This is a genomic window from Gordonia sp. 'Campus', assembly GCF_022206305.1.
GTDB lineage: Bacteria > Actinomycetota > Actinomycetes > Mycobacteriales > Mycobacteriaceae > Gordonia.
Genome location: NZ_JAKOIW010000018.1, coordinates 87,672 through 99,978 on the forward strand (window position 1 = coordinate 87,672; position 12,307 = coordinate 99,978).

Sequence of the window (12,307 nt, forward strand, 5' to 3'; positions counted from 1 at the left end):
TCCTTTCAGGGTTGTGTCGGTGACAGGTAGTCACTGACTGTTGGCGGGATGCCGCGTGCTGTGAGGTAGGGGATGAGTTCTTGTCGTAGTGCGGTGCGTTCGATGTGGTTGGCGGTGGCCAGAAGGTGTTGGGCCTTGTCGATCAGGTCGTCGGTACTGGTGCCGTCGAGGACGCGTTGCGTCTCTCCCCAGTAGCGCGCGGCCTGGAGCTCGGCGGCGATGTCGTCGCTGATGGATTCGAGGACGCTCACTACCCGCCAGTCCTCATCAGCTGCCGCGACACATACTGTTGCTGCCGCTTCACGGCTTCGGATTCGCTCTTGTAGGTGGGGTTGTTGATCGTCACCCCGCCGCCGTTCTTCGCCAGCATCGTGATCAGCTGGTCGAGCTTGGCCGCCACGTCTCCATCACCATTACGGGCGTTGAAGTCGCGACGCACCATCTCCTCGAATGCCTTCGTCTGCCGTGGCGAGAGAACCCGCTCGGGCTCGAGGATGCGCTTCTGCATGTCGCCGATCCCGTGAGCCAGGCCGCCCTGGTCGTACCAGTTGTTGGCCTCGTGGTGCGCCTTGGCCTTCAGCGGGTCGCCGTACCGCGGGCTGCCGACGTAGTCGTCGAACACCTGGCCCTGAGCGCGGGCGTCGGCGGTCGGCTCGATCCCGGCGGCCGCCCACACCTCGGGGCTGAACTGGCCCAGGCCGTAGTACTTGCCGTTGCGGGCGTTCGGATTCCACGTGGATTCCTTGTTGATGATCCAGTCGGTCGCTTCCCATGGAGGGCCCTGACGCCATGCCTCTCGCAGCCCGGACCGGAACGCGTCCTTGATCGCGTTACCCGTCGCCGGACCGCCGGCGCCGCCACGTCCCAGGTCTTCACCGGGTCGGGGTTTGGTCGTGCCCGGATCAGTCACCGAACCACCCGACGCTCCGAGATTTGGAGCCGCAGAGGCGCGCTCGAACTCCTGCTGCTTCGCGAGCTCAGCCGACTCGTAACGCGCCTTCATCCCCGCAATGTCCGAGTCGTACTGCGCCTTCAACCGGTCAGCGCGGGCCTTCGCCTGCTCCTCGCCGAGACCGTTCTTCTTCTCCTCAGCCAGCGCCTTCTTGTCCGCCTCGTACCGCTCCTTGCGGGCCGCCTTCTCGGCGTCGTGCTGCTGCTTGCGCGCCAGTTTCTCGTTGTCGTAGCGCTGTGAGAGCGCGAGCGCCGCGGACGGATCAGATCCCGGCTCCCCCGGCTTCGGCGTCTTGCCGGTCGCCGAGTCATACCGCGACTTCGCCTCCGCCACGCGGGAGTCGTACTCCTGCTTCTTGGCCAGCTCGTCCTGCTCATAGGAGTGGGTGAGTTCGTTGAGCTTCCGCTCGTATGTGCCGCGGTCGATCCGCTTCAACGTCATCTCGTTCTCGAGATCCTGGCGTTTGGCGTCGTAGTCCTGTTTCCGCGACAGCTTCGCCGCGTCGTAGTCTGCCTGCAGCGAGTCCTTCGCTGCGTCGTACTCGGCCTTCGCACGCTCGCGCTCCTCCTTGGACACCGTCCGGCCACCCTCGGAGCCCGAACGCTGCATCTGTTCGTACTCGGTCAGCGCCGCCAACCAGCCCGGCTGGTCGTTGATCGAGAACACGTCGAACATGTCGGCGATCTGGCCAGTGACGAACGCGTTGGCCGCGTTACCAAGCCGGCCCGAAATGCTCCTATCATCACCGGAACCGGACGTGCTGCCGGAGCCGTATCCACCTGAGCCGAAGTAGTACTGGCTGCCCTGGGTGCTCTGCCATTCGCCGAGGCCGGCGCCGTCGCCGTACTCAGGTGCGATGCGGAAGAATGCGTGATCGGTGAACTGCGGAGCGTCCGCGCCTACGGACCCGCCGAGCATGCCGCCGCCGTTTTGACCGCCCATCTCGATGTTGGTGCCGTCCGGCAGGGTGCCGGCAGTGTGACCGCCGCCCTCACCGCCGTTGTACCAGCCGAACCGGAGATCACCCGAACCGCCGCGACCGAGCTGACCACCCATCTGCTGGATCTGGCCACCCATCGTCGCGGTCGAGAAGCGACCACCGAACGGGTCCAGACCGGCGGCCTTGCGCGCGAATGCCGACATAGCGCCAGAACAGTCGCCCCAGTTGATGCCGCCCCAGTCGTACGGGGCTCCGGTGAGGGGGCGGGACGCTCCGACGCCGTTGGCCAACTGCCGAAGAGCGTCACCGGTAATGCCGCCGTCGGCGAATTTGCGCACACCGTCGACGCCCTTCAAGGCGTGCTTGACCGCACCACCAGTGACCGCACCGAACAGTCCGGAGATGCTGTTGGGCATGCTGTCCCGGGGGAGCAAGTCGAACCCGAACAGATCCGCCACCGTCGCCAACAGACTCGTCGACCGACGCCGCTTGCCTGGGGTCAGCGGAATCCACGCCTCACCGCCCGTCTCGCCCTCAGCGGCGATCGCCGGACCCATCGCAGTGGTGTACATCGACCCCACGCCGCGACCGGGGAGGATCTGAGGCTCGGTGAGATGCCCACCGTTCGCGAACTTCTCAAGCTCGGTGATGCCGCCGTTGGCGTATCGGCGGATGAACCCGTTCGCGCCGGCCGGGACCGGTCCCGCGACTCCGGGCATTCCCGGGGCGTTCGGAGCGATGCCGTACCCGGCCGCCTCGACGATGATCTTCTTGTACTCGGTCTGCGTCCACTTCGGGAGCTTGGTGACATAGTCCTTGTCGTCTGCGCGAACGAGGATGCTCTTGTTGTTGTTGCGCTGCACCTCGAGTCCGAGGATCTGCAACTGCTGCAGAACACTCGGCGCCAGTGGTGCGAGGACTTCGATGTTCTTGTTGTTGTCAGTTCGGACGTTGGCGCCCATTGCCTGCAGCATCGCGAGGACGCTCGACCCGCCTGGGGCGGAGATGTTGACCGCCTTGCCCGGTGGGATCGCAGAGAGGGTGCCGATGAATGCGTCGAGGCGCGTCTTAGCGTCGTCGGTGAGCGCTTCGACACTGACCCGCGAAGTTCCGGGAATCTCCTTGACCTTGATGCCCCACTGATCGAGCCGCCGGCGTGCCTCACCGTTGACGTCGGTGGCTTCGAGTTCGATCGTCTTCTTGTCGGGCTGAGCCTGGAACGCGGCGTACACCTTGCCCATGCCCCGGACTGCTTCATCCTGGCCGGCCAGCGAGACGGTCAGGTCGACGGTGCGACCACCCTGCTCGGCGTAGAGCTGGCGGATCTTCTCGATCGGCTTGTCCGTCGCGTCGGCCAGTGCCTGGAACACCTTCTCGTTCTCGGCCGCTACTGCACCCATGTTGCCGCCGGTGGAAGCGACCTGCCCCGACTTGTCTGCGAGATCCGCGAGGGTGCGGGCGAGGTTTCCGCCGGCCTCAGACATCTCATTGAGTGCACCGCCGTTGAATGCAGTGGGGTCGATGCCAGCTGTCGAGATCTGGCGGATCGTGTCGGCGTACTGAGCCATCGCCTCGCTCTTGGACCGCGCCGGATTGAGGGCGTCCATCGCGGCTTTCAGCTTCGACAACTTGTCACCCGACGAGGCTCCGCGGTCACCCATGGCCGCGATAGCGTCACCGAGCTCGATCATTCCTGGGGAGACTCGCCGTGCGGTCTCCTGCTGAGCCAACACCTTTGCGCGGTAGTTGCCCATCTCCCGGGCGGCGATCGCACCATTCTCGCCCATCGCAAGAAGCTGCTGGCGCACCTGCATGTATCCGCTGACAGACCCGGACATTTTGCGGTGCAACTCTTCTGACGAGTACCCGAGCTTGTCTAGCGCGTCCCGGGTCTGGATTGCCTCCTCTGCTGCCCAGTACTCCTTCGTGTGGTCACCCCACTTAAGGGAGGCGAACTGCTCGAAAGCGGACTGATGAGACTCGGCGGTGGCGTCGATCTGCTTGCGGTAACTCTCCAGCTGGGCGGTGCCAGACGTCACGGAGGAGTCCGCGCCCAAGTCGCCGCGGTTCTTGATCAGTTCGGCCTGGAACGCGCGTTGTGACAGCGCGTAGTCCTTGGTCGCGGCATCGAGACTCTTCATCTGGTTCTTGGCCTCGGACATCTCCGCGGCTACGACGGTCGCACCTGCCGCGACGCCGGCGAGGGCCATCCCGAGTGGTCCGCCGAAGACGCCGGCCACCGCGGAGCCCGCGGCCCGCAGTCCGGTTCCAGCAGCAGCAGCGACCCCAGCGGTGCGTCCGAAGTGGTTGACGCTTCCGGACGCCCGGATGAACGAGCCCTGCATTTGCCCGATGATCGGCATGCGGGTGCCGAGGACACCGATTGCTGCGCCCATGCGTCCGATCTGGATGCCGTTCATCGCGGCTAGGCGTTGCTGGAGCGCCATCTGTTGCGAGAACCCGCGCATTGCCGTTGTCGCACCGACGGTTCGGGCAGTGATCGGTGTGATGGCGCCACCGAGTCGCCCGAGGATCGCAGGGACTGTCTTGAACGCCAGCCACGCGGCGAGGAGTCCAGTTACGACACCCTGATGTGACTGCATGAGGCCACCGACGCCGGAGAGGATCGGCTCGAGCCCTTGGAGAACAGTCGAAGCCGCCTGGAGCGTTGTGAGGAAGAGTTGCCATCCACCAACACCCAGCGATGCCGACGCTTCAGCGATCGACATGGCGATGGTCCGAGCCGCGGGGCCGAGGTCGACCAGCGCGTCCCACAGGCCGAGGAAAGCGTTCTGTGCTTGTTCCAGCATTCCGGTGTCGCGCAACGCTTCCATCGCGCCCTTGATGCTCGGAATCCACTCGTCGAAGATCTTGGCGTCCGCGGCGATCGCGAAGTCCTTCATCTTCGGGGTGAGCGTGTTCACCGCGTCGGTCAGGCCGACGACCCCGCCCTTCGCCCGCAGCAGGAATGGTTCCATACCGGCGGCGGACAGGCGCGCCATGGATGTGCGGAAGTTCGCGATCTTCGCTGGGAGGGTCTCGCCCATTTCCTTCGCGAGAGAGCCTGTACCAGCATTGATCGCGGTCACGACCTGATCGAACGAGATCTTGCCCTCTTCGCCCATCTTCCGCACTTCGGCGGTCGTCTTGCCCATCGACTTGGCGATCATGTCGTAGATCGGGACACCACGCTGGGCCAACTGCAGCGCCTCCGAGCCCATGAGCTTGCCGGAAGCCTTGATCTGCATCATCACGAGCCCGATGTCCTGGGCTGACGCTCCAGATGCCGCGGAGATGTTGACCAGCGCCTTGATAGCCGCATTCATGTCGTCGCCGGCCTTGACCCCGGCGCCACCGAGCATTGCGGCCGCGCCCGCTGCGTCCGACAGAGAGGTGGAGGTGCCGGTGACGATGCTGTTCAGGTCTGCGAGCTGTTGCTTGGTCTGAACAGCGGAGTAGCCCATGTTGCGGAACTGGATGTCCGCCTTCTCGAGGGTGGTGATCCGGTTGTACCCGGCCGACAGTGCCTCTTGGATGACGCTCGACGCGGCGCCTGCGGCCTTACTGACTCCGATGCCGAGCGCGGTACCCAGCGCAGTGGACATGGTGTGCCCCATGCGCCGACCGGTCTGCCCAGCTCCCCGTTCAGCGCCGTTCAGTGCGTTGCGGATGCCGGGAGCGATTCTGCTGGTTTCGGGCAGGATCGAAATGTAGGCGACGCCTAGTTCCGTGGCGATGGGGCACCTCCGTGGTTGCGCTTGGCACATGAGTCAGGCCCCCGGCTGTTGGTGTCGGGGGCCTGACTCAGTTCGGTTGTTGCGCCGTGGCTGCCGCGGACCGGCGCAGGCGCGAGCAGACTATGTGCCTGTGCCCCTGCTTCGTTCACGCTGCCGCTCCCTGGCGTAGTCCTCTACCGTGCCTCGGTGGAATGTCCAGTTGCCGTTGGGTAGCTGGGTTCCTTCGAGGGTGGCACCCAATCGGACTGCTTGGCGGCGAGTCACCCCGAGGATGCGGGCCGCGGTCGCGGAGTCGATCAGGTCTGTCTGGGAACAGTCTTCTGCGAGTGCGGGTTCGGGTCCGTCCGATTGTCCCGACCCGGACATGGCGGCGAGTGCTTCAGTGGCCGCGGCGAACATCACATCGAGCTCGGGGTTACGAATCCCGTTGTACGCGTGCCGCTGGACGCCAGCCTTGATCGCAAACTTGAGCAGCTGCAACGTCTTTTCGCCCTCGATCATCACGGCCGGGCCCAGCGCGCGCGCCGTCACTGATCACTGCCATTCTTCGGCCGGCCGGGCTGTCTCGGGGCGCGACCCGCGGTCACGGCGTGGGTCTGATCTCGGCTCGCGTCGGCCCAGGATCGGCATGTGTCCAGGACGGGACAATCGAGGCACAGCGTCACCGCGGCATGGTGTCGGCGTTCCGCGGTGGCACTGTCCTCGGTGGAATCGCGGGGGTCGAACAGCTTTGGCGCTCGGGTGCACGCGGCGCCTGACAGTGACTCGGTGCCCTCGAGTATCTCCACGAGCAGCGCCACGGGACCAGCTTCGCGGCGCGCCGTCGTGCGGCGCCCCCTCATGCTGACTCGCGATCCGTCAGGCACTCCACGTGTGCCTTGATGGTCGGCTTGCATGGCCGGCCGCACACACTGCACGCCGAGAGGGGTAGAGCTGCTGTCTCGGCAGAGGTCCCCCTGTCGCTCTCAGGCCCGCCATCTTTGCCAAGATTGCCATCATTGCTGGTCACGCCAGGCGATACCGAGCCCCCAACCTGCTTACTTGGCAAAGCTGGCAAAGGTGGCGGCTCTGACGCGTAGAGACCCCCCTCTGCCAAGACAGTCCCAACGAGGTCGCCACGGAGCCAGAACCACGGCGCACCTTTGCCCCCCGACTTCACAGCTCGGATGACAGTACCGGCGGCGTTGATCCTGTCTTTCGAACGACGCAACTGGTCCTTGCTCCACCCATTGCCGCCGGCCTCCTCGACGATGTCCTCGTGCCAACTCGGCCCGGTCTCGAGGAGCTCTAGGAGCCATGCATCAATCGGCTGGTCGGACTTGTCCATCGCGCCGCGACTCGCCTCCCGTAGAACGTCGCCCACGCTCTTGTCTGAGTCGCCGAGGATGACGAACCGGGCAACATCAGCGGATTTCCCGGAGGCTGTCTGGACGGTGGTGGACTCGATGCGATACCGCAGCGCCAAGCTTTCGTCTCCCAGACTGTTCTTCTCCTGCGACAGAACGCGTTCGCCGTCGTCGGACGTGGGGTCCTTCGCGAACCCGAACACTGCACGCGCGATCTCCCCGAATGCCGAAGAGCCATTGATGCCGGCTACGACGTCGCCGTTGCCAGCTTTGTTCAGGTGCGCGACACCGAGGACCACGCCATCGATTACCTCAGCGAGCCGCCGCCAGGGGTCGAGGATTGCGCGAACCTCGTTGTTCCGGTTGACGTCCGCCTTGGCGCCGAGCATCGACATGAGGGGATCGACGACCACGAGGCGCACCTCGGCGGCAATCAGTTGTTCGGTGAGCGCGTGAATGTCGTGGGTGGTCACAGCGGACAGGATCTGTTCGTCGTCGTCCCCGTAGCGTTCTACGACCTCGGGGAAGTACACGCGGCCGAGATCCGCGCCGTGCGCTCGGAAGCTCGGCTTGACGATGTACTCGACGGCCTCCTCTCGGGCGATGTAGGCGACGTTGCTCGGCTTGCCGAGCCAACACCCATCAAGCGTGCCGACCGTCACCTGGGATGAAAGCCACCGCGCGCTGGTCGATTTGCCGGCGCCGGGACGCCCAGCGAACAGTGCGGCAGTCCCGAGGGCTATCCGCCCGCGACCGTTGTACTCCCATGCCCAGGTGGGCACGTCGTCGTGGACATCTGTGGCGCGACGCAGATGGACCTTGCGCGTGAGTTCCTCGGTCATGCGGCTACCCCCCGGGCGTGACACAGCCGCTCCCAGAGCCCACGGACGGCTACCCCTTCGCGGACGAATGTCTGCCAGGCATCGGTCTCCGCGCCGTCGCGTGCCCGCTCGGCGATGGCGGCAGCGGCGGAGATCATCCGCTCACGAACCACCTCGGCGAGTACCGCCGCGGCGTACTCCATCAACCGCACACCTGGGGCTTCAATCGTCACCGAGTCGATCACGCGTTGCTTGACGAGCTCACCGTGGTGGCCGGCGTATAGGCCGTGACGCATCATCTCGGCGTTGAGGAGTACGGGTGCTGGCTGGTCGCCCCTTTTCGCCATTGCCAGGATGACGTCCAGACACTCAGCGGTCGGCGCATCTAACAGCCGGACGTCGTCAGGAGTGACTGTCGTGAGGGCTGCCACGATCGCACCTGGACTCGCGGTAAGCGATGCCGCCAGGAGTGAGGCTGTGAGGGTTGGGCTCATGCTGCGCCCTCCCTGCGTCGGCACTTCGGGCCGATGAGTCTGGCAACTGACTTCGCGGCGGTCAGGGGATGGCCGCACACGCGGCAAGCGGGTCGCATCTGCTGCTGGTCGTCGGGGTCGATGTAATTCTCGGGATACGCGTCTCGCGCATCGGTAGACTGGGGTGCAGACATTTGGTGATGTCCTTCCGGACCCCGACCTCGAACGCCGCCGAGGTCGGGGTCCTTTTGGGTAGTGGGTAGAGATTTTGACCAGGAGCCCAGCGCACGCGGTTCTGCGTGCGCCCACCCAAACGAAGGGGCCTCAATGAGGCCGCGTGGCATCACCTCCGGGCCCTTGTACGAGCACGACGCGCTTGCCGTTGTCGTCTTCGTAGACCAGCTCGACTCCATCGAGCCGAGCCCAGTACGCGAGCGCGTCTGACAGGTCGATGTCGGTAGTGCCGGTCATCGCTTCGTATTCTTTCCGGCGCCGAATGCCGTTGCGCACCACCAGGGGCGGGAGTGATCCGGCGACGCGGCCATCGTTGTCGGTGACGGATCGTTTGATGATTGAGACGTCGACGCCGAACATGAGCGCCGCGCACTGGTCGTTCATGTGCACTTCGCCATCTGGTTGCAAGCGCAGGACTGCTGTTCCGTGCTCGGTCATCGGTGATCACCGGCCTCATCCGCGGGCCTCTGCTCCGCCCGGGCGAGAGACACGAGGGTCTGCAGGATCTCCGCCATGGCATCCGCCTCGTCAAGCGTGAGCGCGACGACAGGCTCATGCCCCCAGCCGTATCCTGCGTCATCCTCGTTCTTGGTCGGCCAGTAGCGACGAATCGCCACGATGGCGTCGGACTCCCCGCGCCTCTGGTGCAGCCTCAGGTCATGCTCGGGGACAGCGAACTTGCCGTCGCTCTGGATCGTCCCTCGATACCGGCGTGCAGGAATTCTGACGGGGTGACTCTGCCAACTGAAGTCCCGATGCGCCATCACCTTGCCCTTGGAGGCGACGCCTTCCCACGTGGACCAGCTCGGTCGACCCTCCTCCAAGACCTGGGTGACCGTCATATCCTTTCGCGCTTCAGCAAAACGCCCATCAAGCTCACTGATGACGCGCGCAGCCAGCGGTTCTGAGCACTTCTCGTGCTGCTCGTTCCACTCGTCGATCTGGTTGACGATGTCGCTGTCGAGCTCGTCGGGCGTGGTGAGGATCTGCGCCTCAGCACCACAGTGCTCGCACCGGAGTTCGGTCTTCGCCGTGCGCTTCTGCCTCGTTGCCGTCGCAATACTCATGCCGTCACCGCCGTCTGCAGCTCGTAGCGGCCGGCTTCCACATCGATCGCAAGGTCGGCCAGTTGCAGCAGGTCAGACAGGGTTCTCGGTTCGACCTCCGCGAGGCATTCGAACAACACATCACGATCTGCCGACGGGCTTGGTGCCTGTCGGACTGGTGCGGTAGCTTTCATGTCAGAGCGTTCCTTCATCTTCTTGCTGGGGATTGGGATCACTGGCCTCGACACCGGTTGCCGCCGGGTCGGGGCCTTCTTTTTGCGCCCCGACGAGGTCGTCGGTGCGGTCGGGGAACATCTCGAGACCCCCGAGGTCTTCGTTGCTGCGGATCGCCGCATAAGCGATCCGGAGTGGGTGACTGTGCCCGTAGGGCTGCGCGCGGATCACTGTCACTAGCGAGACGCATCAGGCTCCCACCGCCTCCGGCTGCGCTTCAGCTCGAGCAATGAACTCGCTGATCGCGTCTTCGGGAATCCGTCTCGCGCTGCCGATCTTCACCGATCGCAGTTCGCCGGACTTCAACAGTTCGTAGCCCTTGCTGTTGCCAACGCTTAGGCGACCGAACGCCTCCGCCGGCTTGAGTAGACGTGTGGACATCGGGACGACAACCTCCCTGTGTTCTGGAATGAAACATGTACCCGTTGTTCATGTCTCGTATCGGAGCGTAACACGGATGCTCCCGAATGCGTGCGTAGTGACACGTATATTGGTGCAATGCCGAACATCGATGACGTGGCCAAGGCGTGGCAGCTCGAAAGATCGAGAGACTTCGGGGCTGCTCTTAGCAAGCGGCGGAAGGGGGCCGGCTTGACTGCGCTTCAGCTGTCGGAGCGGACCCGTGAACTCGGCTTTCCGATTTCACGGGTGGCTATCTCGAAGATCGAAAGTAACTCGCGTGCAGGGAAATTGGATATCGCCGAGTTGGTGGTTCTGGCGGCCGCGCTCGAGATACCTCCCATCTTGTTGCTGTATCCGTCTGTCCCCGACGGTGGGATTCGGGTCCTTCCACGGGAGGAAGTGGCGTCAAGCGTCGCGCTGACGTGGTTTACCGGCGAGCGGCTGCTGCCGCAGGATGATGAAATCGAGTTGTCCGAGAGCACAATCGACGCTCTCCATCTCCTTCAACTGATCCGCGAGCGCATCGAGCGGGATAGGGCTTTGGGCGCCGCGTGGCTGGACTTCTACGCGAAGGCTGGTGACCGGGTGGCCGCTGGCGAGAGGATCGCGGTCAAGATGGGCGCAGATGGAGTCTGGAGCAGCGACGACGACGAGTTCACTGCTTTCCTGAACTCACAGCGCCAGCGGAGCCGGGAGCTCGACGCGCAGATCCGGCTCGCGGGCGGAGTCGTAGATCCGACCGGGCGCCGCGGCCGGGAACGCCGCCGGCATGAGGAGGAAACCCCGTGAAGCGGCAGCAACTACCTCCGCAGATCCGCAAGCTGGCGGTTCGTGACAGGCGCACTGGGAAGCCAGTGACTCGGTATCAGGTCACCGTCGACGCGGGCGTTGTGGAAGGCAAGCGCAAGCAGATCCGGAGACGATTCACTACTGAGGCGGAAGCGCGCGCGGAACTGGCCTCAGTCCAGGCGTCGGTTGCGGCCGGAACGTTCATCCACGCATCCAAGCTCACCACCGCGCAAGCGATCGAAGGATGGCTCGCTGCCAAGCATCGGCTAAAGCCATCGACGCGACGCAGTCACACGACTGGACTCGCCCCAATACGCGACGAGCTCGGTGACACGCTCGTGCAGCAGCTGACTAAGCGCGACGTCGACACCCTCGTCGGGCGGCTTCGCGCCGGCTCTGTCGAGGGACGCAAGAAGTGGTCACCCCGATCCGTGAACCACATGCTGGGCCTACTCGTCGCCGTCCTCGAGGACCAGCAGCGCCAGGGGCACGTGGTGCGCAACGTCGCGAAGCTCGTCGACCGCCTCCCCGCCGACCGCCCAGAGATGAAGACTCTGACGCAAGCAGAGATGTTCCAGATCCTCGACCACGAGTGCCGAGATCGACAGCTGTGGACCCTCGCGCTGTACGGGTTGCGGCGTGGCGAGATCGCCGGCCTCCGGTGGGAGAACGTCGACCTGGTCGGGAAGACGGTGACCGTAGCGGAGAACCGTGTCGCAGTCGGCTCCGAGATTGTGTCTGGGTCGCCCAAGTCGAAGCGGTCGCTGCGGACGCTGCCTATGCCTGACGAAGTGGTCGAGGTGTTGAAGACCGCGCGCAAGCGTCAGCTCGAGGAACGGATGGGCCTGGGGGAGGCGTACGGGCCGGGGGAGTACGTCGCATGCGACGAGGCCGGGGAGCCCTACCATCCGAACCTGCTCACGTTCCGGTGGGGAAAGCTGCTCGAGGCGTTGAAGATCGACCACGTCCGACTGCACGACGCACGACACTCGTGCGCCACCCTCATGCACCTACGTGGCGTCCCGATCGCGGTCATTGCGGCCTGGATGGGACACGCGTCTGCAGCGTTCACCTTGGCGACCTACGCGCACTCCCAGGACGAAGCGCTGAGAGCTGCTGCGAGTAGTTTCGGACGAGATGTGACAACTCGTGACACCGACAGCGGGTAGGCGCAAGGTAGTTAGCTAGAAATGCCTGTTCAGAAGTGCCCCCAGTCGGACTCGAACCGACACTGTGCCGATTTTAAGTCGGCTGCCTCTGCCAATTGGGCTATGGGGGCTGGTGTTCTATCTGGCCGCCAAGCGGCGACGGCTGTCCTCGGTGAGCATAGTCA

The 12,307-nt window shown here is 64.6% G+C and carries 14 protein-coding genes, 1 tRNA gene and 1 pseudogene; 3 read left to right on the forward strand and 13 right to left on the reverse strand.

Annotation, left to right across the window (positions count from 1 at the left end):
• Positions 1–5 precede the first annotated feature (5 nt).
• The 12 genes from MAY35_RS18145 to MAY35_RS18195 all read right to left on the reverse strand — a co-directional run bounded on the left by MAY35_RS18145 (position 6) and on the right by MAY35_RS18195 (position 10,164).
• Positions 6–251: a hypothetical protein gene (locus MAY35_RS18145; RefSeq protein ID WP_238422695.1), complete on the reverse strand. Its 246-nt coding sequence runs from the start codon at positions 249–251 to the stop codon at positions 6–8.
• Entirely contained in the window at positions 251–5,497 is a 5,247-nt protein-coding gene (locus tag MAY35_RS18150; RefSeq protein WP_238422696.1) for a tape measure protein, read from the reverse strand. The genes MAY35_RS18145 and MAY35_RS18150 overlap by 1 nt, the downstream gene beginning before the upstream one ends.
• A 252-nt stretch (positions 5,498–5,749) precedes the next feature.
• The gene (locus MAY35_RS18155; protein WP_238422697.1) at positions 5,750–6,160 is read right to left on the reverse strand and encodes a hypothetical protein; all 411 of its coding nucleotides are present in this window, start codon (positions 6,158–6,160) and stop codon (positions 5,750–5,752) included.
• The gene (locus tag MAY35_RS18160) at positions 6,157–6,525 is read right to left on the reverse strand and encodes a WhiB family transcriptional regulator (protein WP_308192471.1); all 369 of its coding nucleotides are present in this window, start codon (positions 6,523–6,525) and stop codon (positions 6,157–6,159) included. The genes MAY35_RS18155 and MAY35_RS18160 overlap by 4 nt, the downstream gene beginning before the upstream one ends.
• Positions 6,468–7,817 carry an AAA family ATPase gene (locus tag MAY35_RS18165; protein ID WP_238422699.1) on the reverse strand — a complete coding sequence of 450 codons (1,350 nt, stop codon included), beginning with the start codon at positions 7,815–7,817 and terminating at the stop codon, positions 6,468–6,470. Before MAY35_RS18165 ends, MAY35_RS18160 begins: the two co-directional genes overlap by 58 nt.
• The gene (locus MAY35_RS18170) at positions 7,814–8,227 is read right to left on the reverse strand and encodes a hypothetical protein (protein WP_238422700.1); all 414 of its coding nucleotides are present in this window, start codon (positions 8,225–8,227) and stop codon (positions 7,814–7,816) included. Before MAY35_RS18170 ends, MAY35_RS18165 begins: the two co-directional genes overlap by 4 nt.
• 59 nt (positions 8,228–8,286) lie before the next feature.
• Positions 8,287–8,682 (reverse strand): DUF6011 domain-containing protein, encoded by a 396-nt coding sequence (locus MAY35_RS23445; protein WP_374237977.1) that lies wholly within the window; start codon positions 8,680–8,682, stop codon positions 8,287–8,289.
• Positions 8,594–8,941 carry a hypothetical protein gene (locus tag MAY35_RS18175; RefSeq protein ID WP_238422701.1) on the reverse strand — a complete coding sequence of 116 codons (348 nt, stop codon included), beginning with the start codon at positions 8,939–8,941 and terminating at the stop codon, positions 8,594–8,596. Before MAY35_RS18175 ends, MAY35_RS23445 begins: the two co-directional genes overlap by 89 nt.
• Positions 8,938–9,570, reverse strand: a complete 633-nt coding sequence (locus tag MAY35_RS18180; protein ID WP_238422702.1) for a hypothetical protein — start codon at positions 9,568–9,570, stop codon at positions 8,938–8,940. The genes MAY35_RS18175 and MAY35_RS18180 overlap by 4 nt, the downstream gene beginning before the upstream one ends.
• A complete protein-coding gene (locus MAY35_RS18185; RefSeq protein ID WP_238422703.1) occupies positions 9,567–9,743 on the reverse strand; it encodes a hypothetical protein in 177 nt (58 codons plus the stop codon). The genes MAY35_RS18180 and MAY35_RS18185 overlap by 4 nt, the downstream gene beginning before the upstream one ends.
• A 1-nt stretch (position 9,744) precedes the next feature.
• Positions 9,745–9,954 (reverse strand): hypothetical protein, encoded by a 210-nt coding sequence (locus MAY35_RS18190; protein ID WP_238422704.1) that lies wholly within the window; start codon positions 9,952–9,954, stop codon positions 9,745–9,747.
• An 18-nt stretch (positions 9,955–9,972) separates the two neighbouring features.
• Positions 9,973–10,164: an excisionase family DNA-binding protein gene (locus MAY35_RS18195; protein ID WP_238422705.1), complete on the reverse strand. Its 192-nt coding sequence runs from the start codon at positions 10,162–10,164 to the stop codon at positions 9,973–9,975.
• A 117-nt stretch (positions 10,165–10,281) separates the two neighbouring features.
• Here MAY35_RS18195 and MAY35_RS18200 point away from each other — a divergent pair, with 117 nt between their 5' ends.
• From MAY35_RS18200 to MAY35_RS18210, 3 genes and pseudogenes are all read left to right on the forward strand, one after another.
• Entirely contained in the window at positions 10,282–10,974 is a 693-nt protein-coding gene (locus MAY35_RS18200) for a helix-turn-helix domain-containing protein (protein ID WP_238422706.1), read from the forward strand.
• Positions 10,975–11,039: 65 nt separating this feature from the next.
• Positions 11,040–11,162, forward strand: a pseudogene (locus MAY35_RS23245) (Arm DNA-binding domain-containing protein); the annotation flags it as partial.
• A 150-nt stretch (positions 11,163–11,312) separates the two neighbouring features.
• On the forward strand, positions 11,313–12,143 hold the full coding sequence (locus tag MAY35_RS18210; RefSeq protein ID WP_238422717.1) for a site-specific integrase: 831 nt from the start codon (positions 11,313–11,315) through the stop codon (positions 12,141–12,143).
• Between the two features lie 36 nt (positions 12,144–12,179).
• On the opposite strand, the gene MAY35_RS18215 is transcribed toward MAY35_RS18210, so the two are convergent.
• Positions 12,180–12,253: transfer RNA gene (locus MAY35_RS18215), tRNA-Leu, on the reverse strand.
• Between the last annotated feature and the right edge of the window lie 54 nt (positions 12,254–12,307).